21 protein-coding genes, 1 pseudogene and 1 riboswitch are annotated in these 24,866 nt (G+C 60.1%); of the genes and pseudogenes, 7 read left to right on the top strand and 15 right to left on the bottom strand.

The window, feature by feature from the left end:
• The first annotated feature begins 16 nt into the window (after positions 1-16).
• Complete coding sequence (locus RAE19_RS15135; protein WP_313875667.1) at positions 17-769, top strand: 4-hydroxy-tetrahydrodipicolinate reductase; 753 nt, start codon at positions 17-19, stop codon at positions 767-769.
• A 57-nt stretch (positions 770-826) separates the two neighbouring features.
• Positions 827-1,315 (top strand): MarR family winged helix-turn-helix transcriptional regulator, encoded by a 489-nt coding sequence (locus tag RAE19_RS15130; protein WP_313875666.1) that lies wholly within the window; start codon positions 827-829, stop codon positions 1,313-1,315.
• 46 nt (positions 1,316-1,361) lie between these two features.
• Here RAE19_RS15130 and RAE19_RS15125 read toward each other — a convergent pair whose 3' ends face one another.
• From RAE19_RS15125 to xseB, 5 genes and pseudogenes are all read right to left on the bottom strand, one after another.
• A complete protein-coding gene (locus RAE19_RS15125) occupies positions 1,362-2,621 on the bottom strand; it encodes a putative Na+/H+ antiporter (RefSeq protein WP_313875665.1) in 1,260 nt (419 codons plus the stop codon).
• 304 nt (positions 2,622-2,925) lie between these two features.
• Positions 2,926-4,005: a TRAP transporter substrate-binding protein gene (locus RAE19_RS15120; RefSeq protein WP_313875664.1), complete on the bottom strand. Its 1,080-nt coding sequence runs from the start codon at positions 4,003-4,005 to the stop codon at positions 2,926-2,928.
• Positions 4,006-4,209: 204 nt separating this feature from the next.
• Positions 4,210-6,104: pseudogene (gene dxs / locus RAE19_RS15115) on the bottom strand (1-deoxy-D-xylulose-5-phosphate synthase).
• A gap of 63 nt (positions 6,105-6,167) precedes the next feature.
• Positions 6,168-7,115, bottom strand: a complete 948-nt coding sequence (locus RAE19_RS15110) for a polyprenyl synthetase family protein (RefSeq protein ID WP_313875663.1) — start codon at positions 7,113-7,115, stop codon at positions 6,168-6,170.
• Positions 7,112-7,363, bottom strand: a complete 252-nt coding sequence (gene xseB / locus RAE19_RS15105) for an exodeoxyribonuclease VII small subunit (protein ID WP_313876249.1) — start codon at positions 7,361-7,363, stop codon at positions 7,112-7,114. Before xseB ends, RAE19_RS15110 begins: the two co-directional genes overlap by 4 nt.
• A 198-nt stretch (positions 7,364-7,561) precedes the next feature.
• Between xseB and RAE19_RS15100 the strand changes: the two genes are divergently transcribed.
• Positions 7,562-8,734, top strand: coding sequence for an aromatic ring-hydroxylating oxygenase subunit alpha (locus tag RAE19_RS15100; RefSeq protein WP_313875662.1), 1,173 nt, complete (start codon positions 7,562-7,564; stop codon positions 8,732-8,734).
• A 78-nt stretch (positions 8,735-8,812) separates the two neighbouring features.
• Complete coding sequence (locus RAE19_RS15095; RefSeq protein ID WP_313875661.1) at positions 8,813-9,700, top strand: DMT family transporter; 888 nt, start codon at positions 8,813-8,815, stop codon at positions 9,698-9,700.
• 23 nt (positions 9,701-9,723) lie between these two features.
• Here RAE19_RS15095 and RAE19_RS19470 read toward each other — a convergent pair whose 3' ends face one another.
• Positions 9,724-9,975, bottom strand: a complete 252-nt coding sequence (locus RAE19_RS19470) for an energy transducer TonB (RefSeq protein WP_430962579.1) — start codon at positions 9,973-9,975, stop codon at positions 9,724-9,726.
• A 288-nt stretch (positions 9,976-10,263) separates the two neighbouring features.
• On the opposite strand from RAE19_RS19470, the gene RAE19_RS15090 reads away from it, so the two are divergent.
• Genes RAE19_RS15090 through RAE19_RS15080 form a run of 3 tightly spaced genes read left to right on the top strand, consistent with a single transcriptional unit; the run spans position 10,264 to position 13,329 of the window.
• Positions 10,264-11,133: a sulfurtransferase gene (locus tag RAE19_RS15090; RefSeq protein WP_313875660.1), complete on the top strand. Its 870-nt coding sequence runs from the start codon at positions 10,264-10,266 to the stop codon at positions 11,131-11,133.
• 23 nt (positions 11,134-11,156) lie between these two features.
• Positions 11,157-11,849, top strand: coding sequence for a hypothetical protein (locus tag RAE19_RS15085; RefSeq protein ID WP_313875659.1), 693 nt, complete (start codon positions 11,157-11,159; stop codon positions 11,847-11,849).
• The gene (locus RAE19_RS15080) at positions 11,830-13,329 is read left to right on the top strand and encodes a sensor histidine kinase (protein ID WP_313875658.1); all 1,500 of its coding nucleotides are present in this window, start codon (positions 11,830-11,832) and stop codon (positions 13,327-13,329) included. Before RAE19_RS15085 ends, RAE19_RS15080 begins: the two co-directional genes overlap by 20 nt.
• A gap of 17 nt (positions 13,330-13,346) precedes the next feature.
• Here RAE19_RS15080 and RAE19_RS15075 read toward each other — a convergent pair whose 3' ends face one another.
• The 9 genes from RAE19_RS15075 to RAE19_RS15035 all read right to left on the bottom strand — a co-directional run bounded on the left by RAE19_RS15075 (position 13,347) and on the right by RAE19_RS15035 (position 24,802).
• Entirely contained in the window at positions 13,347-13,925 is a 579-nt protein-coding gene (locus tag RAE19_RS15075) for a TMEM165/GDT1 family protein (protein ID WP_313875657.1), read from the bottom strand.
• 6 nt (positions 13,926-13,931) lie between these two features.
• Positions 13,932-14,104, bottom strand: a riboswitch (yybP-ykoY riboswitch).
• Position 14,105: 1 nt separating this feature from the next.
• Positions 14,106-17,237 carry an efflux RND transporter permease subunit gene (locus tag RAE19_RS15070; RefSeq protein WP_313875656.1) on the bottom strand — a complete coding sequence of 1,044 codons (3,132 nt, stop codon included), beginning with the start codon at positions 17,235-17,237 and terminating at the stop codon, positions 14,106-14,108.
• A gap of 12 nt (positions 17,238-17,249) precedes the next feature.
• Complete coding sequence (locus RAE19_RS15065) at positions 17,250-18,443, bottom strand: efflux RND transporter periplasmic adaptor subunit (protein ID WP_313875655.1); 1,194 nt, start codon at positions 18,441-18,443, stop codon at positions 17,250-17,252.
• A gap of 82 nt (positions 18,444-18,525) precedes the next feature.
• Positions 18,526-19,956, bottom strand: coding sequence for an efflux transporter outer membrane subunit (locus RAE19_RS15060; RefSeq protein WP_313875654.1), 1,431 nt, complete (start codon positions 19,954-19,956; stop codon positions 18,526-18,528).
• A 5-nt stretch (positions 19,957-19,961) separates the two neighbouring features.
• Positions 19,962-20,687, bottom strand: a complete 726-nt coding sequence (locus RAE19_RS15055) for a CerR family C-terminal domain-containing protein (RefSeq protein ID WP_313875653.1) — start codon at positions 20,685-20,687, stop codon at positions 19,962-19,964.
• Positions 20,688-20,754: 67 nt separating this feature from the next.
• Entirely contained in the window at positions 20,755-21,153 is a 399-nt protein-coding gene (locus tag RAE19_RS15050; protein ID WP_313875652.1) for a hypothetical protein, read from the bottom strand.
• 14 nt (positions 21,154-21,167) lie between these two features.
• Complete coding sequence (locus RAE19_RS15045) at positions 21,168-21,992, bottom strand: ZIP family metal transporter (protein WP_313875651.1); 825 nt, start codon at positions 21,990-21,992, stop codon at positions 21,168-21,170.
• Complete coding sequence (locus tag RAE19_RS15040; protein ID WP_313875650.1) at positions 21,989-22,897, bottom strand: dienelactone hydrolase family protein; 909 nt, start codon at positions 22,895-22,897, stop codon at positions 21,989-21,991. The genes RAE19_RS15045 and RAE19_RS15040 overlap by 4 nt, the downstream gene beginning before the upstream one ends.
• A 99-nt stretch (positions 22,898-22,996) precedes the next feature.
• A complete protein-coding gene (locus RAE19_RS15035; protein WP_313875649.1) occupies positions 22,997-24,802 on the bottom strand; it encodes a methyl-accepting chemotaxis protein in 1,806 nt (601 codons plus the stop codon).
• Between the last annotated feature and the right edge of the window lie 64 nt (positions 24,803-24,866).

The following is a 24,866-nucleotide window of genomic DNA, read 5'->3' as shown; positions in this document are numbered from 1 at the left end:
CAGGAAGGAGACCTGTATGAGAGTTGGCTTAATTGGATACGGCAAGGCTGGCAGCGCAGTGGCTCAAGTGCTAAGCGAAGACACTCGCTATGAATTGCAATGGATTGCCACGCGCAGTGGGAACCCGACTACAGTGGCGTTGGGCGACCGCAGTGTTCCAGTGACCGCGCTGTCAAAAGATCATCTTTCCACATGGCTGGATCTGCATCCGGTGGATGCGCTGGTGGATTTCTCAAATGCTACTTCGGCAGCAGTCTACGCTGACGAGATACGGCGCAGAGGGCTGACTTTAGTGACGGCGATTTCCTCGTACGACGATGCTCAACTTGCCGATATTCGAACTCTAGGACAACATGCCAAGGTGCTGTGTTCGCCCAACATCACTGTTGGTATCAACTTCTTGATCATGGCAGCACGCCTGTTAAGAGAGATAGCACCGTTTGCTGACGTAGAGATCTTGGAGCAACACTTTCGAGAAAAGCCAGAAGTCTCAGGTACTGCAAAAAAAATCGCTGAAAGTCTTGACGTTGGTGGGGAAAAAATCACTTCCATGCGCTTGGGCGGTATCGTGGGGCACCACGAGGTGATTTTTGGATTCCCCTATCAGACTGTGCGACTGATTCACGACTCCATTAAGCGCGAGGCATTTGGTACCGGCGCTGCTTTTGCTCTTAATGAGCTTAGAGGTTGCTCCAACGGTTTCTACACATTTGAAGATTTGTTAATGAAGCGAGTGAGAGCCCAAATCCTGGAGGGATACGCCCGTTAGCTGCCACGTCGGAACGTGCCACCGTATCATTGGGGGCCCTTCGTTTTGTGTGTGCTGATGAAAAAATCTCAACCCTCCATGGAGCACTCAGACGACGCCGCGCGTGCGTTAAGGCAGTTCCGAGTGGTGTTCAATGCTGTCAGAGCCCACTTTAGGCAAGTGGAAAAAGACACTGGCCTAGGCGGTGCCCAAATTTGGGCACTGAGCCTTGTGCAGAGGAGCCCCGGACTGGGCGTTGGTGAAATTGCCACCCAGATGGACATTCACCAATCCACCGCAAGTAACTTGATAAAGGTCTTGCTCAAAAAAGAGCTGATCACGCTAACGAAGTCAGCGGAAGACAAACGTGTCGTTGAATTACGCGTAACACCAGAGGGAAAAAAGGCACTTAAAAAAATGCCTGGACCCTTTGAGGGTGTATTGCCTGATGCACTGCGACAGTTAGATGAGGCAACCCTGGAGAGCCTCAACCGGGACTTAGAGAAACTGGTGGAGGTGCTGGCAGCGGATGAAGGGGCCGGTAACATCCCGCTAGCTCACCTATAGCGGCAAGACGCCGAAACTGCTTCGACGTCCTCCGAGCTGGCCTCATTCACAGAAATTTAAATGCCATTACTGCAACCAAAGTAGGGGGTAGCGCACCTACCAGTAGTCCAAGTGGGTGAATGGCATTGTCAGCAAACTTTTCCTTGAGAATTGCAGCACCAGCCGGGTTGGGGGCATTGGCAATCAATGTCAGTCCACCACCAGTGACAGCACCTGCCACCAGTGCCGTTTTGAACTCCAGACTCAATCCCTCTACCAGCGAACCCAAATACGTCAGCGCCGCATTGTCTGTAATTGCTGTGAGTGCGGTGGCGCCGAAGAATACCGCGTTTGCGTCCATGCGCATCAATACAGGCTCCAGCCACCATTGCTGCAGGCCGCCCAACACGACCAACCCGGCAAGAAAGAATGCAACCAACAAAGCCTCACGCAAGATCAGAGGGTTCTGGTGGCGCTGATAGGCCGTGGTAAATCCCATGAAAAATAAGAATAGACCCATAAACAGCACGGGATGGTGTGCAAACACAACAACCAGTACCAAAAAGCACAGGTGAACCATCACCACAGAAAATGGGACAGCAACAGGCTTAACGGATGGCTTGGCTGCCATATGACCCAATTGTTCGCGGAATATCAGCATGGCGACGCCTGCATTGAAGACCACAGCTATTGCGGCCTTCCAACCAAATGTGGAGATCATGAACCACATGTCCCAGTTCCACTTGGCCGCCACCATCAAAACGGGGGGAGCCGCAAACGGGGTTAATGTGCCCCCGATGGAAATGTTCACGAAAAGAACGCCGATAGTGCCGTACTTAAGCGTATTAGAAGTCTCCCGCGAGAACAGCGTATCCCGCAAAATGAGCGCCGCCAAAGTCATCGCTGCAGGCTCTGTGATGAATGATCCTAGCACGGGGACCAGGGCAAGGACTAGGAAGTACAGTGCCATGCCTCGTTGAAGCGGCATAAAACGAGCAACGGTTCGCACCAAACCATCTGCAAACTGGAGGATGGGTTTGGTACCTGCGATCACCATAATGGCGAATACAAACATCGGTTCAGTGAAGTTTCTGGACTCGAGGTAAGCCGTAGCCTCCAACTTGCCGTTGATGCTGAACATAAACAGGACCAGCACCAAAGCCCAGAAACCGAATACGACCTCCACCTCTCCCAGCAAATGCCAGATTCCTGCATGACGTGGCTGCGTATGCGCCAGATGCTCAAAAAACTTGGTAGAAAAAGTGTGGAGGACAGCCAGACCAAACAGGGTGGCGCCAATGATTTGAATAGTAGTAGGCGAATTCATGGGGCGTGATTGAATCGCGAGGCGGCCCGACCTTCGCTGTACCTGCCCTCCAGCATGACGCTGTGACACCCGACAGGCATTCTACGTTGAGGCGCCCCTTTGCCGACACTGGGCTCAACAGCAGCTGATGCCCGTGACAGTTCATCACATCTGACCGACCAAACAGAAAGTCGCAGATAGACGCTTCTTGGTCCGACGGTTGTGACTTTCGTCACTCCGTCTCCTGCCCATTAACGTATTTGGTGGAACTATAAAAAAAGCCCCGCAGAGCGGGGCTTTTGGAGCGGGTTAAACGCGAGCTGGATTACAGCTTTTGTGCCTGCATGAAGCTGTCGAAACGCGCTTCAGTGAAGCGGAACCACAGGTTCTGGTCCTTGCGGAAGGCTGCGTAGTCGTCGTAGACCTTTTTCCAGTTGGGGTTCTTGGCGCTGATTTCAGCGTACAGAGCCATGGACTCTTTGAACGCCAAGTCCAACACATCTTTCGGGAAAGGCATGACCTTGACTTTGGCACCCACCAGCTCTTTCAGAGCCTTGGGGTTGCGGGCGTCGTACTTGGCTTGCATTTCCACGTGCGCGTAGGATGCAGCTGCTTCAACGATGGCCTTGTTTTCAGGCGACAGAGCGGCAAAGGCTTTGTCGTTAATGAAGAAGTCCAACTGGGGACCGCCTTCCCACCAGCCGGGGTAGTAGTAGAACGGAGCCACTTTACCGAAGCCCAGCTTCTGGTCATCGTAAGGACCGACCCACTCTGCCGCGTCAATCGTGCCTTTTTCCAGCGCGGTGTAGATTTCGCCGCCAGGGATGTTTTGTGGCACACCGCCCATGCGTTCAATCACTTTACCGGCGAAGCCGCCCACGCGGAACTTCAAGCCTTTGATGTCTGCCGCAGACTTGATTTCTTTGCGGTACCAGCCGCCCATTTGCGCGCCGGTGTTGCCGCCAGGGAAGTTGACGATGTTGTACTTGGCGTAGAACTCGCGCATCAGCTTGCCGCCGTTGCCTTCGTACATCCAAGCGGTCATTTGACGGCTGTTCAGGCCGAAAGGAATCGCGCAACCCAAGGCAAAGGTCTCGTCCTTGCCGAAGAAGTAGTAAGGAGCGGTGTGGGCCATTTCCACGGTGCCGTTCTGCACACCGTCTACCACGCCGAATGCGGGCATCAACTCGCCGCCAGCGTGGGTGGTGATGGTGAACTTGCCGCCCGACATTTCGCCCACTTTCTTGGCGAACACATCTGCTGCGCCAAAAATAGTGTCCAGCGCCTTGGGGAAGCTGGAAGCGAGGCGCCAACGGATGGCGGCCTGCGCATGCACTGCGGGGGCTGCACCTGCAGCCAAGACGCCGGCGATGCCTGCGTTTTTGATAATTGAACGACGATCCATTCGCTTTACTCCGGTAATTGTGTTGTAACCAGCTTGGGGGGCAATAGAGTCGCCCCTCAAGGACTCTGATAGTCAAGCGCGATTGTAGGAAGGCGGGTGCCGTCAATCGTGGGGGTTTTCCCTCGGCAAGTGCCCTCGGCACACGGGGTCTTCAGCTTCTTGCAAGCCTGGCGAAGACCTTCGTGCGCGGAGATGACAGCCAACTTACACGATACCCACCAAATGGGTCAGCAAAGGACCAAAACGCTGGCGGATAGACGCCTGAATACCAGCCGCATCCAAGCCCTGCAAACGCAACAAATGCGCGGGGTCGCCGTGCTCAATGAACTCATCGGCCAAGCCCAGTTGCAGCACTGGCAGGGTCACACCGGCGGCGTGCAGAGCTTCCATCACGGCAGAGCCTGCGCCCCCCATAGTGGCGCCCTCTTCCACCGTGACCAGCGCACTGTGGGTGGCTGCGATTTGCAGCAACAAATCAACATCCAGGGGCTTGGCCCAGCGCATGTTGACCACCGTCAAGCCCAGCGCCTCTGCGGCCGCCAGGGCCGGGTGGAGCAAGGTGCCGAAGGCCAGAATCGCGATCTCGCTGCCCTGCTTGCGGATTTCACCTTTGCCGAAAGGCAAGCCTTCCAAAGACGGCGACACCTGCACACCGGCACCACTGCCGCGCGGGTAGCGCACGGCTACCGGGTGATTTTGGGCAAACGCGGTGCTGAGCAGCTGCCGGCACTCGTTTTCGTCGGCCGGGCAGGCAATGCTCATGTTGGGAACGCAGCGCAAAACGGAATGTCATACGCGCCGGCGTGGGTTGCCCCATCGGCACCCACCAGGCCAGCGCGGTCCAGTGCAAACACCACCGGCAGATTTTGCAGGGCCACGTCGTGGATCAGCTGGTCATAAGCGCGCTGCAAAAAGGTGGAGTAAATCGCCACCACCGGCTTGAGCCCTTCGGTTGCCAGCCCGCCGGCAAAGGTCACCGCGTGCTGCTCCGCAATGCCGACATCGAAATAGCGCGCAGGAAAGCGCTTTTCAAACTCGACCATGCCAGAGCCTTCGCGCATGGCGGGGGTAATGCCGACCAAACGCTCGTCGGCCGCCGCGGTATCGCACAGCCACTGGCCGAAAACCTGTGTGAAGGTGGTTTTGCCCGGTGTGGCGGGCTTGACCAGCCCCACCGCAGGATCAAACTTGCCAGGGCCGTGATAGGCGACCGGATCGGCCTCGGCCAACTTGTAGCCCTGGCCCTTTTTGGTCACCACGTGCAGGAATTGGGGCCCCTTGAGGTGCTTGATGTTTTCCAGCGTCGGGATCAGGGAGTCGAGGTCGTGCCCATCGATCGGGCCGATGTAGTTGAACCCGAATTTCTCAAACAAGGTCGCCGGCACCACCATGCCCTTGGCGTGTTCTTCCAGCCGTTTGGCCAGTTCAAACAAGGGGGGCGCGCCCTTGAGCACGCTCTTGCCCACATTTTTGGCGGCTGCATAAAACTGGCCGCTCATCAGCTGGGCCAGGTAGCGATTGAGCGCGCCCACCGGCGGGCTGATGCTCATGTCGTTGTCGTTCAAGATCACGAGCAGGCGGCAGTCTTCAACGCCTGCATTGTTCATGGCCTCAAACGCCATGCCAGCCGTCATGGCGCCATCGCCGATCACCGCGACCGAGTAGCGGTCTTCGCCCTTGATGCGGGAGGCAAGTGCCATGCCCAGCGCCGCAGAAATCGAGGTGCTGGAGTGGGCGGTACCGAAGGTGTCGTATTCACTCTCTTCCCGGCGCGGGAAACCCGAGAGCCCGCCGAACTGGCGCAGGCTCTGCATCCGGTCGCGCCGGCCGGTCAAGATTTTGTGCGGATAGGTCTGGTGGCCCACATCCCACACGATCCGGTCATTCGGCGTGTTGAACACATAGTGCAAGGCGACGGTGAGCTCCACAGTGCCGAGGTTAGAGCTCAAGTGCCCACCGGTACCGGCCACGCTGTGCAGCAGAAACTGGCGCAGCTCGTCGGCCAGGGCTTGCAGCTGCGGGCGCTGCAAACGGCGCATGGCAGCGGGGTCGTTGATCGTAGCCAACAGGGGCGCTGCAGAGAGATTATCAGGTGACATTTGCTATTCTTTTAGTAGCTACTTGCGCACACTCCATGAGCGCCAGAGGCATTTTTTACATATTTAATAAGCCCGGTCCACCACCATGCCGGCCAAGGCCTGCAACGCTGCGGTGTTGTGCAAACCACTGGTTTGCAGCGCCTGCAGCGCTTGCTCGTGGAGGGAGCGGGCGTAGTTACGGCTGGCTTCCAGCCCCATCAGGGAGACATAGGTGGGCTTGTCGTTGTCTGCGTCTTTGCCCGCAGTTTTACCCAGGGTGGCCGAGTCAGCCGTTACGTCCAGAATGTCATCGACCACCTGGAACGCCAAGCCGATGGCGGCACCATAGGCCTCCAGTGCGGCCAGCACATTCGCCGGGGGTTGCGCGCATTGCGCACCCATCACCACACTGCCTTGCAGCAAGGCACCGGTTTTGAGCTGATGCATTTCTCGCAGCTGGCTTTCGGTGAGGGGCAAACCCACACTCGCCAGATCGATCGCCTGCCCGCCTGCCATACCTGCACTGCCAGCCGCGCGGGCCAGCAAACCGCACAAACGGGCCTGCACCACACAGGGCACCGATCCGTCTTGCGGAGTCAAAAACTCAAAGGCCAAGGCCTGCAAGGCGTCGCCGGCCAAAAGGGCACTGGCTTCACCAAACTGGATATGTACCGTGGGCTTGCCGCGGCGCAACACGTCGTTGTCCATGCAGGGCATGTCGTCGTGTACTAACGAATAAGCGTGGATCAGCTCGACCGCGCAGGCAGCCCGCAAGGCACCCGCATCACACTCGTGCCCCAGTGGCGCTACAGCTTCGTGGGCGGCCAGAACCAGCAGCGGGCGCAAGCGCTTGCCACCATCGAGTACCGCGTAGCGCATGGCGTCGACCAGCGCGGCCGGCGCGCCGTGGTCTTCGCCTTGGGGCACTTCTGCGGTGATCCAGGTGTCCAGCGCGCGCTCCACGCGGTCCAGACGCTCGCGCATCCACAGGTCTAGGTCAAAAGCGTTCAAAGGTTTGGCCTCTGCGCTCATTGCGGCTTCCAGGGCTTCAAGACCCCGTCGTCGAGCACCTTGATTTGCTCCTCAACGGCTTGCAACTTGTCACGGCAGTGCTGTAGCAGCGCGGCACCGCGCTGGTAGCTGGTGAGCAATTGGTCCAAAGGCAGGTCGCCGGACTCGAGCCGGCCGACCAAGGCTTCGAGCTCCAACATGGACGCTTCGTAGGTATCCGGGAGGGGCAGCTTCAGGGCTTCGTGAGAGGGGGTACTGGCCTTGGGCATGAAAGAGGTACTTGTAATCAAAGTGCAATTTTAGGCGCATCAGACTGCCACCAACGGAACTAGAGACAGCCGCCTAGCGCGCAGGATGGGTACAATCGCCCCTCCCGCTTCCGGCCACCCGCATCTGGGCTGGCCGGCTCCCATTCACCGCGCACTATGGTGCATCCCCCTGTGGGGAGTCTTTAGGTCAGGTCACCCATGTCTGATTTAAGTCTTCAACTGCAGCAGGCGAACAGCCAACTACCAGTTTCAAGCTACTTTGACCCGGCGCTTTATGCGCTTGAAATGCAAAGTATCTTTCAGCAAGGGCCCCGTTATGTGGGGCACTCTTTGAGCGTCCCCAACGTCGGGGACTACTACGCCCTGCCCCAAGAAAAAGAAGGCCGGGCACTCGTGCGCAATGCCGGTGGCATTGAACTCATCTCCAACGTCTGCCGCCACCGCCAGGCCATCATGCTCAAGGGCCGTGGCTCGCTCACCCATAGCGGCAACCAAGTGCAAAGCGGCAACATTGTGTGCCCGCTGCATCGCTGGACCTACAGCGGCGCCCACGCTGGCCAGAACGGCAGCCAAAGCGGTACGCTGATCGGTGCGCCCCACTTCGCCCACGACCCCTGCTTGAACCTCAACAACTACCCGTTGCAAGAGTGGAACGGCCTGCTGTTTGAAGACCACCGCGCCCAAGGCGGTGTGGATGTGGCCGCCCAACTCGCGAACATGGGCCCGCGTGCCGACCTGAGCTTTGAGGGCTATGTGCTCGACAAGGTGGAAATGCACGAGTGCAACTACAACTGGAAGACCTTTATCGAGGTGTACCTGGAGGACTACCACGTAGGTCCCTTCCACCCCGGGCTGGGCCAGTTTGTGACCTGCGACGACCTGCGCTGGGAATTCAAGGACAACTACTCGGTGCAAACCGTGGGCGTGGCCAACCGCCTTGGCAAGGCCGGCAGCCCCACCTACGAGCGCTGGCACAAGGCCCTGCTGGGCTACCGCAACAATGTGCCCCCGCAATACGGCGCCATCTGGCTCACCTACTACCCCCACATCATGGTGGAGTGGTACCCACATGTGCTGACCGTGTCCACCCTGTTCCCGATGGGCGTGAACAAGACCATGAACATGGTGGAGTTCTACTACCCCGAAGAGATTGCCGCCTTTGAGCGCGAATTCGTGGAGGCTCAGCAGGCCGCTTACATGGAAACCTGCATCGAAGACGACGAGATAGGTGAACGCATGGACGCCGGCCGCCGCGCCTTGTTTGACCGTGGCGACAACGAAGTCGGCCCCTACCAAAGCCCCATGGAAGACGGCATGCAACACTTCCACGAGTGGTACCGGCGCAAGCTAGGTAGCGCGATCGGCGCCTGACCGGTTTAAATCACTATCAAAACCATAGCCATCAGCCCAATAAATACGGGGGCTGATGGCTTTTTATTGCTAATTTCTATGCAAGCTCTCTGGATGGTCTTGGCCTCGTTCTGGTTCGCGCTGATGGCGGTGGGCATCAAGTACGCGTCCAACAGCTTTGGCACTTTTGAGCTTGTGTTCTACCGCGGTCTGGTGAGCATAGTGTTCATGGGCATTGTGGTGCGGGCCAGCGGCTCCACCCTGCGCACCCCGGTGCCCATGATGCACGTGTGGCGCAGCACCATCGGCGTGGTTTCGCTGGGCAGCTGGTTCTACGCCATTGCCCACCTGCCGCTGGCTACTGCCATGACGCTGAACTATATGAGCGGTGTCTGGGTGGCAGCCTTTGTAGTGGGCGGCGCCCTGCTCTACGGCAAAGAGCAACCCCAAGGCGCGCTTCTAGGCACGGTGCTCATGGGCTTTGTGGGCGTGGTCATGACCCTGCGCCCCACCATCGACCAGAACCAGCTGTTTGCCGGGCTGATCGGGCTGCTCTCCGGCCTGGGCGCGGCCTTGGCCTATATGCAAGTAACAGCTCTGGGCAAGGCCGGCGAACCGGAAGAGCGCACCGTGTTTTATTTTTCAGTGGGCAGCGCAATAGTAGGCGCTGTGGGCATCGCCTTCACGGGTTTCACCCCGTGGAGCGAGGTGGATTGGCGGGACGCCGCGTGGGTCATTCCCATTGGCGTGCTGGCGTCTATGGGCCAATGGTGCATGACCCGCGCCTACCGCAAAGGCGCCACCCTAGTGGTAGCCAGCATGCAGTATTCGGGCATCGTCTTCGGCGCGGTGTTCAGCCTGGCCTTGTTCGGCGACCAGATCCCGATGATCGGCTGGATAGGCATTACCATCATCGTTGCCAGCGGCGTGCTGGCGACCGTGCTGCGCACCCGCTTGCTGCCGCATACGCCGGCTGAGGAGCACTGACTGTGGGCGGCTACGCCATTTGATTAATGCGACCTGCCCAACCGTTTCGGAATGTGCATCGGAACAGCGAGCGTTACATCAACCGGCACACCATCAACGGTGTAAGGGCTGAATCGCATAACACGCATGGCGTGCAATGACGCCTCATCCAAATCAGTGTTGCCACAAGACTCCATTAGTACGGTTCTGAGCACGGTCCCTTCCGCGCTTATGTGCACGCGGAGAATGGCCGGCCCCGTCACACTGCCTTTTGTCACCACTCCGGGAACCCGCATTTTCAAATCCGTGAGTGGGCGTAAGTCCTCAAGCCTTACAACGGTGGAGGGCCATACTGACTTCGCTGATTCGTCCGCGAGCACATGGTTTGCAAATGCCATGATGGAGAGCCCAGTCATGCAGCTGACGAGTAGTTGCCGAAGTGCGCGCATAGCGGTAAAAGTGAATAGGTTGAATCGCTGACTTTATGCCGAAGTTTTCGCTGTCAGGCGACATGCGAGATTCACTTGCGCAACCAGTTGCTAGCCCTTACTGTGCAACACCTGCAAATAGATAATCCCCACACCATGCCCTACACCACCCTGATTTCCGTCGCCCAACTCCAAGCCCTTCAAGCCAGCGCCACGCCTGCGGTCGTGTTTGACTGCAGCTGCGACCTTATGCAGCCTGCACAAGGCCCGGCTCAATATGCCGAGAGTCATATTGCAGGCGCGCTCTACGCCCATCTGGACAACAACTTGAGCGCCAAGGGAGACCCGGCGGTTACCGGCGCCCAGTCGGGCGGGCGGCACCCGCTGCCTGCACGCGAAACGTTTGCCCAGTGGCTGGGTAGCGTGGGGCTGAATAACACCGACCAAGTGGTGGTGTACGACCGCCAAGGTGCCAACTACTGTGGCCGCCTGTGGTGGATGCTCAAGTGGCTGGGCCACGCCAATGTGGCGGTGTTGGACGGGGGTTTTCAGGCATGGCAGGCCGCAGGCGGTGCAGTGGCCAGCGGTGAAGAGCCGGCGCGCGCACCAAGCACCTTTGCGGTCGCCGATGCGCTGGTGGCTTTGCGCAGCAGCGACCACGTGCTGGCCAACCTGGGCAAGCCCACCCAACAGGTGCTGGATGCCCGCGGAGCGCCCCGCTTCCGCGGTGAAGTGGAGCCGATTGATCCGGTGGCCGGCCACATTCCGGGCGCCTTGAATCGGGTGTTCAGCAATAACCTGGGCGCCGATGGTTTCTTCAAGCCGGCAGCCGTGCTCCGAGCCGAGTTCGAGGCTCTGCTGGGCCAGCGCCAGCCGGAGCATGTGGTGCACCATTGCGGTAGCGGTGTGAGTGCAGTGCCCAACATCCTCGCCATGGAAATTGCCGGTCTGCCGGGCAGTGCCTTGTTTGCTGGCAGCTGGAGCGAGTGGTGCAACCGGCCGGACTTCCCGGTAGCGCAAGGCTGAACCACGGCTTACACTGAGCCGCCATGAGCCTGCTCAAACTCAGCCTTCCCGCACAGCGCATGGCCACCGATGTGGTCATGTGTGTGGCCTTGGCATCGGCAGGCCTGTTGATGACCGCTACGGTGTATGACTACCTCCGCGAGGCGGATCTGCTGCGAAGCTTCGAGCGGCGCAATGCTCTCGCCGAAACCGTGGTGGCGGCCCTGGACCGGGACGCCACGGCAACCTTGGAGGCGGTGCGCGGTACAGCGCTGCTCGCAGAAATGATGCCCGGCATGACCGGCCTCCAGTTTGAAGCCTACGCCCGAAGGCTGCAGGGGATTCACTCGTCAATTGCTTCACTGCAGTGGGAGCGGTTCACCAGCAATGGGGGCTACATTTTTCCGCCCAATCGCTCGGGCTGGACCGGGCGGGCTGCTGGGCAACTGGAAGAGGCACAAAAAGACGCCCGTATTGTGGGCACGCCGATCGCGACCGGCCCTTTTGCTTTACCGGAAACCGCCCGGACTGGCGTTGCACTGACGGTCCCTGTGTACGAGCGGGTACCGGGTGTGGCGGGTACCAACCGCCACATCGGCTTTATCAATGCATTGATCGACACCACTGAGCTCAGCCTGGCACGCCACCTTCCAAGCCAAGTCCGCAGCCTCCGAACTGCTGATCACCGAACGCAGCGAGGAAGACCGCAACCTTCAGGTGTACTCCGGCCTGAGTGACCCTGAACATCGCGCAGGGCATGATGAAGACGGCCTACGCCCCGAGAGGGCCGATCACCTGCTGGAGCTGAACTTTGGCGGCAGAAACTGGCAGGTGTTGATCCACCCCGTGGATGAAAAAGCCGCCGGCCCGCTGCACCGCGAAACACTGGCCTTGGTGGTGGGGTTGGTGCTGACCGCGCTGCTTACCTTCTTGCTTGCCCGCAGCCAACAAAGCCGGCGACAAACCGAGGAAGCCACCGAGCAAGAAAAGCTGCTGCGCGATGAGTTGCTGGCCGAACAATCCCGCCTCAAAGAGGTGGTGGAGAGCACCGGTGTGGCGATCTGGGAATACGACTTAGCCCGCCGCTACCTGAGCGTGAGTGATCGCTGGCATGTGGTGAGCGGCTACAGCCGCGAAGAGTTGGGCGACAACGTATTGGACACTTGGCACACGATGGTCCATCCGGACGACAGGCCGTTGATAGCTACCCGGTTTGCAACGTTGAACGCGGTGCAGGGCGATCGCTTCGAGTATGAGTACCGGATGCGGCAGAAAAACGGGCAATGGATGTGGGTGCAAGCGCTGGCGCACGTGGTCGAGCGAAATGCCGACGGAGTGGTCACCAAAGTGGCAGGCATCAACCTGGAAGTCACCCAGCAGAAAGAAGCCGAAATCCGGATCCATGCCCTGAACGCCTCACTCGAGGCCCAGATGCAAGAGGCGCTGGCCCGCAGCGAGGCGCGTGCCACCCTGGGCACCTTGATCGCCAGCGTGTCGCACGAGATGGCCACCCCCATGGGTAACAGCATGATGACAGCCAGCACGCTCATGGCGCAGGCGGTGCAGTTTGATGCGCAACTGACTGCTGGCAATTTGCGGCGCTCGGAGCTCACCGCCTTCGTGGCGGGCGTCAAGGACGGCAATACTTTGCTGTTGCGCAACCTGGAGCGCGCCGTGGCCTTGTTGAAAAACTTCCGCCAAGTGGCCGCCGACCAAGCCAGCGAGCAACGCCGCAGCTTCGATTTGCGCCAGGGCCTGCAAGAAGTGCTGGCCACTTTGGCGCCCAGCCTGAAGCGCCATAGCCACGAGGTGCATCTGGATGCCCCGGACGGCATCGAGATGGAGAGCTACCCCGGCCCCATCGGGCAGGTCATCATCAACCTGATCAACAACGCCTATTTGCACGCCTTTGATGGCATGGAACATGGCGAAGTGCACATCAAGGCAACGCCGGGCGGCACCACGGTGACCCTGCAAATCAGCGACAACGGTCGCGGCATTCCGCCGGAGACGTTGGAAAAAATGTTCCAGCCGTTTTTCAGCACCCGCATTGGCCAAGGGGGCACGGGACTGGGTATGTCAATCGTGGAGAACTTGGTGAAAGCCACCCTGGGCGGCAGCCTCGAGGTGCAGTCGACGGTCGGGCAAGGTACGACCGTCACCATCACCTTGCCCTTGACCGCGCCCCAACCCAATCCAGAAGAAGACGCCGGGTAACCCGGCGCCCTCGGGCTTTAAAACCCGAAGCTGGAACCCGCGCCCAGTAAAGTCGCCACGCCCAGCACCGCGAAGATGGCCGCAGCAATCGAGTGCACCAGCTTCATCGGGATCTTGTTGGCGAGCTTGTCGCCGGCAAACACCGCCGGCACATCAGCAATCAACATGCCCAGAGTGGTTCCGATCACCACCATCACCGGCGCCGCGTAGTGGGCGGCCATGGCCACAGTCGCAATCTGGGTCTTGTCGCCCATCTCTGCCAAAAAGAAAGTGATCAGCGTCGCGCCGAACACCCCGAAGCGGCCTGCAACATGGGTTTCTTCGTCTTCAATCTTGTCGGGAATCAGCGTCCAGATCGCCATGCCCAGGAAGGATGCACCAAGCACCCAGCGAAGCACCTCTGGGCTGATGGCGGAAGTGATCCAGGCGCCCAAGGCGCCAGCAAGTCCGTGGTTGACGATAGTGGCGGCCAGAATGCCCAGCACGATGGGCAATGGCTTTTTGAAGCGGGCCGCGAGGATGAAAGCAAGGAGTTGGGTTTTGTCACCGATTTCGGCCAGAGCGACCACACCGGTAGAGACGAGAAGGGATTCCATGAGCGCAAATTCCAAGGCCGGTAAAAGACAAATGACCACGGCACATCACCGGCCAAGGCGGATGTGCGGTGGTCAAAGGTCTTGCCAAGACTGAACTGCTGGCGCCAGGGTCTGCGGACCCAGTGTGTTGACGCAAGCCTCTTGCGGTGCAAGAGAGGCTACTCCCCAATGACAGAGCGTCTATTGTAAGGGCAAGACCTCCGCAGCCGGCTTCTCGCGAAACACCCAGCGCTTCAAGCGGCCCAACAGGTGCTCCAGATCGTCCACCACCGTGAACACCGAGGGAATCACCAACAAGCTGAGCACCGTGGAGGTGATCAGCCCGCCGATCACGGCCACCGCCATCGGGCTGCGGAAGCTGCTGTCTGCAGCGCCCCAGCCCACGGCCAGTGGCACCATGCCCGCACCCATCGCAATAGTGGTCATCACAATCGGACGAGCGCGCTTGTGGCAAGCATCAATGAGCGCGTCAAACCGGCTCATGGGTGCGGCCACGGGGTGACCATCACTGCCATCGCTGCCATCGCTGCCACGGCGCGCCAGGATCGCGTACTCCACCAACAGAATCGAGTTTTTGGTCGCAATCCCCATCAGCATGATGAGCCCGATAAGGGACGGCATGGAGAAACTCTGGTTCACCACCAGCAAGCCCACAAACGCGCCACCCAAGGACAGCGGTAGCGCCGCCAGAATGGTGAAAGGCTGCAAGAAGTCCTTGAACAACAGCACCAACACGATGTAAATGCACAGCACCCCGGTCAGCATGGCTAGGCCGAAGCTGGCAAACAGCTCGCCCATGACTTCGGCATCGCCCAGCGCGAGTTGCTTCACACCCGGCGGCAGGTTGGTGATTGAGGGCAGTTTTTGCACAGCATCGGTCACATCGCCCAGTGGCGCGCCAGAGAGCTCCACTTCAAAGGTGATGTTGCGCGAGCGGTTCAGGCGGTCGATCACGGCCGGACCGCCGGCCACTTCGAGCGTCGCCACTTGGCTGAGCATGACAGGGCCTTTGACGCCGGGCACCGATAGGCGGCCCAGCAACTCCAGGTCCTGGCGCGCGGAGTCGTCGAGCTTCACCACAATCGGCACCTGCCGCTGGCTTAGGTTGAGCTTGGCCAGCGACGTGTCGTAGTCACCCACCGTCGCAATGCGCAGGGTCTCTCCAATGGCGGCACTGGTCACACCCAGGTCAGCCGCTTTGGCAAAGTCCGGGCGCACCGCAATTTCGGAGCGGATCAAACTCGCGCTGGAGGTGATGCTGCCCAAGCCGGGGATGGTGCGCAGGTCACGCTCCACCGCGGCGGCGGCACTGGCCAGGGCCAGAGGGTCTTCGCCGGTCAGCACCAGCTGGTATTTCTCGCCACTGCCGCCCAAGCCCACCTTGCTGCGGATGCCGGGCACTTCGGACATCGCCGCGCGGATGGCGTTTTCAATGCCCTGCTTGCGCGGGCGCTGGCCGCGCTCGGTCAACAACACCGTGAGGGTGGCCTTGCGAACTTCAGTAGTACCTGCGGGCGCAAACGGATCAGAGCCCGCCGCACCGCCACCGATGGTGGTGTAGATGCTCTGGATGTGGTCGACCTTGCCCAGCAACTGGCGGGCATGCTCCGCCGCATCGCGGGTTTGCTTCAAGGTCGAGCCCGGGGGCAGTTCGATGTAGACCTGCGTCTGCGAGTTGTCATCCGGCGGAATAAAGCCGGTGGGAAGCAGCGGGATCAGCATGATGGAGCCCACAAAAAAGGCTGCGGCTGCACCCATGGTGATCCAGCGATGGTTCAGGGCCCAACGGCTGGCGCGCATATAGGCGCCCATCCAGAACGGGTCTTTGTGTTCGCGTGGGCTACGCTTCATGATGTAGGCAGCCATCATGGGGGTGAGCACCCGGGCAACCACGAGCGAGGCAAACACCGCGAGTGCGGCCGTCCAGCCGAACTGCTTGAAGAACTTGCCGGGAATACCGCTCATGAACGCGGTCGGCAGAAACACCGCAATCAGGGTGAAGGTCGTAGCCACCACGGCCAGGCCGATTTCGTCGGCCGCTTCCATGGCCGCCTGGTAGGGCGTCTTGCCCATGTGCAGGTGACGCTCAATGTTTTCGACTTCCACAATCGCATCGTCCACCAGCACACCAATCACCAGCGACAGCGCCAGCAGCGTCACGGTGTTGATGGAGAAGCCTAAGTAAGCCATGCCGATAAAGGCCGGAATTACCGACAAGGGCAAAGCCACGGCCGACACAAAGGTCGCGCGCCAGTTGCGCAGGAACAGCCACACCACAATCACTGCCAACACCGCGCCTTCGTACAGCATGGTCATGGAGGCATCAAACTCTTCGGCCACCGGCTTCACAAAGTCAAACGCGTAGGTGAGTTCAATATCAGGGTGCTGGGCTTTGAGCTCTTCGAGCGCGGCATTCACTGCAGCGCCGACTTCCACCTCGCTGGCACCTTTGCTGCGGGTGATCTCAAAGCCCACCACTGGCACACCGTTAAGCAGCGCGGCTGCGCGGGGCTCGGCAATCGTGTCTTTGACAGTGGCTACTTGGTCGAGGCGCACACGTTGGCCATTGGACAGTGTCAGCTCCAGATTGGCCAGCTCTTCGGCGGTCTTGACAGTGGCCAGTGTGCGCATCGGCTGCTCGCTGCCACCCAGGTCGGCGCGGCCACCTGCGCTCTCGGTTTGCACCTGTTTGAGCTGACGCGAAATGTCGGCAGCGGTAGCGCCTAGGCTTTGCAGTTTCATGGGGTCGAGGGCCACTTCGACTTCACGGGTTACCCCGCCCACGCGTACCACCGAGCCCACACCCTTCACCCCCAGCAGGCGGCGCGAAACCGTGTTGTCCACAAACCAGCTCAAGGCTTCGTCATCCATCTTTTCAGAGCGGATGGTGAGCGCCAGAATCGGCGCGCCCGAGAGGTTCACCTTGTTGATCACCGGGTCGCGCACGTCACTGGGCAACTCGCTGCGCACGCCCTGCACGGCGCTGCGGACTTCGTCCAGCGCCTCTTGGGTGGGCTTCTCTAGGCGGAACTCGGCGGTGATGGACACGCCACCGTCCTGCACCTTGGTGTAGATGTTTTTCAGGCCCTGGATAGACGCAATCGCGTTCTCCAGCTTGCGGGCCACTTCGGTTTCCAACTGGGCCGGCGCTGCACCGGGCAGACTGGCCGAGATGGTGATGTTGGGCAGCTCCAAGTCAGGGAACTGCTGCACCTTCATGCTGTTGAACGCCAGCATGCCGGCGAAGGTCAGCATCACAAAGAGCATGACCGCCGGTATGGGGTTTTTGATCGACCACGAGGAGACATTCATCGGTTTTGCTCCTTATTTCGTAGCTGCTTGCGCAGGTGCTACCGGGGCTACAGCCGATTTTGGCTTGGAATCTGCAGCGTCCACCACCTTCACGGTGTCTCCTTCACTCAGGAAACTGCCACCGCTCGCTACCAGCTTGTCTTCCGGCTTCACGCCACTTTGGATTTCGATCTGCTCACCCACCACGCGGCCGGTCTGCACCTTGAGTTGGCTCACCCGGTTGTCGCTGCCCACGCGGTAGACGTAGCTGAAACCGTCGCGCACGACGACTGCGGCTTGCGGCACCGTCAATGCGCCGGTACTGCCCAGCTCGAACTCGCCACGGGCATACATGCCGGGCTTGAATGCACCACCCAGCGACTGGCCGGCCGTCGACGCAGCCAACAAGTCCACGTACACCAGACCGTTGCGGGTGGCAGCATCCACGGTGGGCGCCAGCATGCGCACCTTGCCCTTGGCCTGCACACCACCCGGCGAGGTGACCAGCACCGTCATGCCGGGCTTGATGCGGGCAAACTCCGCCGAGGTCACTTCACCCCGCCACTCCAGCCGCCCTTGGCGGATGAGTTTGAACATCTCGGTGCCAGCACCCACTACTGACCCCACACTGGCGCTGCGGGCAGAGATGATGCCGCTGTCGGGCGCGAGCAATTGGGTTTGCTTCAGGCGCAGCAGCTGTGCGTCCAGCTGCGCCTGGGCAGACGCCACACGCGCTTTGGCGGTGGCCTCTTGCGTGAGGTATTGGTTGATCTGCTGGGCGCTGACGGCGCCGGTGCCCTGCACGGCACGCGCGCGGTCACCATTGGCCAGCGCTTCGGCGGCGTTGGCTTGCGCTTCGTTGAGGCTGGCACGCGCCAGCGCTACATCGGCCTGCACGCTTTCAGAGGCAAAGGTCGCCAGCACCTGGCCGCGCTTCACGCTGTCGCCCACACCCGCATGCAGCTCAGCCACACGCAGGCCGCTGGCCTCTGAGCCCACACTGGCTTCCTGCCAGGCGGCGACACCGCCGTTGGCCGACAGCTTGACGGGCAGCTGGCTGCTCTTGGCCTGCACGGTAGACACGGTCAGCGCAGCTTTGGGCGCAGCAGCGGCCTTGGGAGCATCGGCCGCCTGGGTGCGGCTGGCAAACAGGCCGAGGCCGGCAAGAGTTAGCACACTGGCGGTCAAGAGACCCAGGGTTAGGGGTTTGAAGTGAAATTGGTTCATGGCTTTGCTCTCAAAGAGGTGACAACAAAAAATCGGGGGTAAGCGGGAGGTATGCGGGAGTTGTGCGCGACTTGTGAGGGAGTTAGAGGCGTGGCTGATCGGCGGCGCTTGAGGTGGCGTCCGCGTTCAAGCGGTCCGGCTCGAAGCCGCCGCCCAAAGCGCGGTAGAGCGACACCCATGCGCGGTTACGTTCCAGTCCCAGCGAGAGCTGGGCAGACTCGGCGGCCAGAGCATTGCGGCGTGCATCTTCCAGCTCCACCAAGCTGGCCAAGCCCTGGCCGTAGCGGGCCTGGGTGGCTGCGAGCGACTCGGCGTAGCCGGCAGTGGCCACAGCGGCATCCTGCTTGCGGGCATCGGTGCTTTGCAGGTTGACCAGTGCCTCTTCCACCTCGCGCACGGCCTGGCGCACCTTGCCGCGGTAGGCTGACACGCTTTGCGCATAGGCCGCTTCGGCAGACACCACATTAGCCTTGCGCTGGCCGCCGTCAAACAGTGGCAGCGTCACCGCCAAGGGGCCGAAGGACCAGGTATCCAGATTCGTCTCGCGCCCCATGCTGCTGACACGCAGCGCACCCACCGAACCGCTCAGGGTCAGGCGCGGGTAGCGCTGGGCTTTGGCACTGCCGACCTGAGCGCTGGCGACGATGACATCACGCTCGGCGGCAAACACATCAGGGCGTTGGGTCAGGGTTTGCGCGGGCACACTTGCTATGGAAACAGGAGCAGCTTGCGCACTATTCAAGGGAGCTGCAGCCAGTTTTTTTCGCAACTCCTGCTCAGGCAGGCCGGTCAGGGCTACCAAAGCTTTGACATCCAGGTCGCATGCAGCCTGTTGTTGCGTCACGCGGCTGCTGCCATCGGCTGCGCTGGCGCGGGCCAGTGCGGCCACCGAGAGCGCGGCAAACCCAGCTTTGGCATTGAGCTCGGTCAGGCGCGCGGTTTCCTGGCGGGAGGCTGCGTCTTTGCGCGCCACACCCAGCAATTGGGTGCACGTGGCGTAGCTGTAATAAGTGGTAGCCACTTCGGCTGCTACTGACACACGGGCGTCGTGCCACTGGGCCTGCGTACCCTGAAACTGCGCGTCTGCCGCATTGCTGACGGCGCGGTTGGCGCCCACCAGGTCGAGCTCCCAGCTGGCTTGCAGACCTACCGATTGGGTGGTGGCCACCGGCACATCGGGCTGGCTCACGCCACGGCTGGCGCTGACGCTCGCATCCAGCTTGGGCAGCAAAGCGGCGTTGGCGGTGGTGCGCTGCGCGCGGGCGGACTCCACCCTCGCCAGTGCCTGGGCCACATTGGGGCTGACGGCTTGTGCGGCATCGATCAGTTCCACCAACAGCGGGTCGCCCTGCTTCTGCCACCACTGGGCCAGCGAGCCTACGGTCCCTTGGTGGGGCAAAGGAGCCTGCCATTGCAAGGCAGGAGCAGCATCGACTTTGGCGGGCGGCATGACGATGGCACATCCGCTGAGTGCCAATGCCACTGATACGGCAGTGAAGGTTCGTAAATGCATGGGGTTCATGGGGCTTGAAGTGAGATGAATTCAGGGGAATGGGCGGGAGCCGGAGCTTTGGCGCGGCGTCGCAGCGCTTCTGCGTCCACCAGCACCAGGGCATAGGACACCAGACGGTCCAGATAGGCATCCAGCGCCAGCGGCGTATTGACCAGGCCGGGGCGGATCTGGGTGTACAGGTCATTGCCTACATGGAGCATGACGCCCAGGCCACTGATGGTGAAGGCAAGCCTATGGATATCGTCATCCGCTTCAGCGAGCCCGACATGGCGGCAGAGCCCGCGGGTCAGGGCCATATGGGCGGGGGCAATATTGGTGTCAATCTCTTGCTGCCATGCGCCCGTGGGCTCCAGCATTTCGCGAAAGCAGAGCTTCATGTACTGCTGCTGGGTGACATGGCCCTGCTTGAGCGGCTCCAAAAAGCTGGACAACAAGCCGCGGATCGCTTGCTCCAGCGACACATCGGTGCCCTCTAAGGCTTCGGGAGGCAAAGGCGGATTGGTGCGTGGGTCGGAAAACACGGCACGGTACAGACCCGCCTTGTCACCGAAGTAGTAGCTGATGGACGCCACATTGGCCTGCGCAGCCAGGGCAATTTCGCGGATGGAGGTCTTGGCAAAACCCTGCTCCGCAAACAGTTGCAACGCAGCATCCAACAGGCGGTTGCGCGCCTCGACCCCGTCGCTGCGGGTGGGCTTGGGAAAAATAGTCTCAGGCAAAGGAATCGACATAGGTGCCGATTCTAAGCATATAAATCAAACGTTTGATTAAACTATGATGACAGAGAGGGTTTGAGGCTCAGCAAAACAAGGATTCACGGAAAACGCCACCCGCCTGCAAGCGGCACTCCATGCCCTGCGCCTGTAGCACCAGAAAGCCATTCTGTGCGGGCTCCAGTTCCAAAGCGAGTGGCTGATCCCACGTGGATGGGACGGGAATTCTGAGGATGGAAGGCTGCCCTTCCAGGCGCAACGCCCCACTCCGCACGCGACCGAACAAGGCTGCGGTGGGCACAGGCGTGCACTGGCGCAACACCAACTCTACGCCCTGCAAAAAGCCGCTGATCGAAGCGTCACCGGGCGCATGGCGGGTCGCTGCCACCGCGGAAAACACTACATGTAGATCATCACCCTGCCAGATGGTTTGACGGATCTCGGAGTCCGCAAACTCCATCTCGAAGGTGGTTTGCGGCTCCATACAGGCCGACGCGCTCAGTGCCCGTGCCCTAGGCTGCTGACCAAAGCCACCAGACCGATACCCACACCCAGCCAGGCAATTTGCGCAGCCGTTTCGCGTGCGCTTAAGCGCTTTTGCAACTGGGGAATCAGGTCCGCCAGCGCCACATAAATGAAGCTGCTGGACGCCACCGCCAAAAAGTAAGGCAAATAGTCCTGCAGCTGGTCGACCAGCCAATAGCCGACGATGCCGCCCAACGCGGTCACCGCACCCGCCAAAGTGACCTTGATCAGCGCAGCCTGCTTGTTGGTAGAGCCATTGCGCAGCACCATCAGGTCCCCCATGTGGTGGGGCACCTCATGGGCCAGCACCGCCAAGGCAGCGATGGCACCCAAGCGCAAATCCGCCACAAAGGCAGACGCGATCAGCACCCCATCCCCAAAACAATGCACGCTGTCGCCGGTGAGAATGGCCCAACTGCCGACCGGTTTGTCCGCCCCATGGCTGTGGCCGTGGTGGTGTGCGTGGTGACCATGATCGTGGTCGTGATGGGCCTCATGGCTATGCGCCGCAGGACCATGGTGATGCTCGTGGCCGTGGTGCCAGAGCTCCGCTTTGTCCAGGAGAAAGAAAAAAACCAGACCGATGAGAAGCACCATGAACAGGTCATGGGCACCGGCCTGGCTCTCGAACGCTTCAGGGAGCAAATGCATGAAGGCAGTGGCCAACAAGGCCCCTGCCGCCAGACTCAACATATGCTGGGTATAACGGGCCAGTGCACCGAAGCTCAGTGCCGCTGCCAACCACACACTCCCTATGCCGGCCACCAATGTGCCGGCCACTATTGCCAGAAGAATCAAACAACGCCCTTTGCCTTGAACCAGGCCAATGTGCGCTTGAAGCCATCAGCAGCTTCTTTGGCACGGTAGCTCGGACGGTAGTCCGCGTGGAAGGCGTGCCCGGCTTCGGGATACACCACAAACTGCGAACCCTTGGCAGCTATGTTGCCCTTTTTGCCCGCAGCAGCCAAAGCCTTTTTCATGTCATTGACTGTCGTGACAGGAATGCCCGTGTCTTTGGCGCCATACAGGCCCAAAACAGGTGCATTCAGGCTCTCGGCGAGGTCAATCGGATTCTTGGGAGTCAACTCGGAAGGAGTACCCACCAAGCGACCGTACCAGGCCACACCGGCCTTGACGTCCTTGTTGTGCGCTGCGTACAACCAAGTGATGCGACCGCCCCAGCAGAAACCGGTAACCGCCACTTTTTTGGTGTTGCCACCGTTGTCAGCAGCCCATGCTAGCGCGCCATCCAAATCAGCCATGACTTGCTCGTCCGGCACTTTGGAAACTACTTCGGCCAGCAATTTGCCGATGTCGGTGTATTGCGACGCATCGCCTTGGCGGGCATACAAATCTGGAGCGATGGCCAAGTAGCCCGCTTTGGCAAAACGGCGGCAAGTATCGGCAATGTATTCATGCACACCAAAGATTTCCTGCACCACCAACACGATGGGCAAGTCGGTCTTGTCGGCCGGTGCGGCGTAGTAGAAAGGAACGCTCTCTCCCGCCACGTCGTAAATCTCGGAACCGGTAACAAGTCCGTCGGCAGGTGTGCTGATTGCGGTTTGCGCCATGATGGGCATCGCCGTGGCCGCGTAACCGACACCGAGAGCCGCCATGATGGCGGTGCGGCGTGTGGCGCCCGCTTCGGTGGTGCGACCGGGGCGCAAAGAGTCCAATTCGTTCTTTAAATTTTCCAGCATGGGTGTCTCCATAGTTTTTGAAGCGCAAGTGCAAGTGTAGGCAATTACCTACCCTTGCGACGCAACAAGCAGACTACAGGAAATCAGGGCAGCCCACTATTAGAACGTTTCCCAATCGTCGTCTCCACCTGCGGGTGTGGGGCGGTTTGAGGCAGTCACGACAGGTTTTTGCAAGCTTGGCATCGGGGCAGCAGCCGGTTTCGGTGCAGGTGCGGGCTTGCGCGGGCTGGTGTTTGCTGATGCTGTGGAGCGGGCTTGAGGGCCGGCAGCATCGCCGGTGCGGCGCTCAGGCCCTTTGAAAGCGGTGCTGGGTTTTCCGGAGCGCACCGGTACCGGTGCCAACGAAGGGCCCGACATGCTGCCTGTAACCTTAAATACGGCCACAGCCTGTTTCATGCGGTCTGCTTGTTCGCGCAGGCTTTCGGCGGCGGCCGCACTTTCCTCGACCAATGCCGCGTTTTGCTGCGTCATCTGGTCGAGATTGCCGATGGCAGAGTTAACGCCTGCAATGCCGGTGCTTTGCTCGTTGGCGGCCGACGTAATTTCACCAATCACATCCGCCACGCGGCGCACTGATTGCATGATTTCCTCCATCGTGGAGCCTGCATCGGTCACCAATTGGGTACCCGACTCGACTTTGTCCACCGAGGTTCCGATCAGGGCCTTGATCTCTTTCGCAGCCTCTGCACTGCGACCGGCCAGCGAACGCACTTCAGACGCCACCACCGCAAAGCCGCGACCCTGTTCACCAGCGCGGGCGGCCTCCACCGCTGCGTTCAGCGCCAGGATGTTGGTCTGGAAGGCAATGCCGTCAATCACGCTGATGATGTCGGCGATCTTCTTGCTGCTGGCGTCAATTTCCTGCATGGTGCTGACCACTTGGGTCACCACTTCGCTGCCGCGCTGCGCCACGGTCGATGCGCTGGCTGCCAGGGCACTCGCTTGGCGGGCGTTGTCGGTGCTCTGCTGCACGATTTGGGTCAAACCGTCCATGCTAGAGGCCGTAGCCTGCAAGTTGCTGGAGGTGTGCTCGGTGCGCTGGGCCAGGTCGTTGTTGCCAGTGGCGATTTCGGCACTCGCAATCGCGATGCTATCGGTACCACCGCGAATCTCGGACACCATCCGGCCGAGGGATACATTCATGGCTTCCAGCGAATGCAGCAACTGGCCGAATTCATCGGTCCGCTCGGAATGGACCGAGTGCGTCAGGTCACCCTGCGCAATACGGGCCGCCAACTCGTTGGCCATAGTCAGGGGTTCGCGAATGGAGCGAACTAGCCAGGTGGTGCCCGCAAAAATGATCGCCACAATCACTGCCAGGCTCACCAGAATGCCGGTGGTGTTCGTGGCCCGCTTGGCCACGATCTCGGCTTGGTGCATGGCCATTTCCTGCTTTTGTAGCTCGACAAAACGGCGTTGTTCGGCAAGGTACACCTTGAGCGCCGGCTCGTATTCGCTGGTCATCGCCTGCAGCGCTTCTGCATCCTGGCCAGCCTTCTTGAGGTCGCGTGCCTTTTCCCGGCTGGAAAGAACCAACTTGCGGGCATCAGCTACTTTTTTGAGCTGGGCCTTGTCCTCGTCGGTTTGGGCCATGCTTTCAATTTTTTTCTGCAGCTCGGTGATTTCGGCCGATGTCGATGTCACCACGTCCTTGAACGTGTCAGCGACCGCCGTGCCGCTGCTGATCAAAATAGCGGTGTTGCGCGCGGAATTCGTGCTGGTCAGCCCATTCCACTCAGTAGCAAGCTGCACCAATTCCTGAGCAAGCGCTTGCTTTTGCCGCCCGTCATTCAAGATGGAGTTGCTGCGCATCAAGCCGATCACCGCCACCATGCAAATGGCCACAATGATCAACACGATAAATGACCACAACTTGGTTGCAATCTTCAGTCCACTGAGTCCCATACGACGCCCTAATTTATTAAACAATTCAATTATCGCGGCAAATTTAACATTTGCAACAATAAAT

This window comes from Rhodoferax potami (assembly GCF_032193805.1).
Lineage (GTDB): Bacteria > Pseudomonadota > Gammaproteobacteria > Burkholderiales > Burkholderiaceae_C > Allorhodoferax > Allorhodoferax potami_A.
This window is presented reverse-complemented; position numbering and strand designations above follow the sequence as displayed.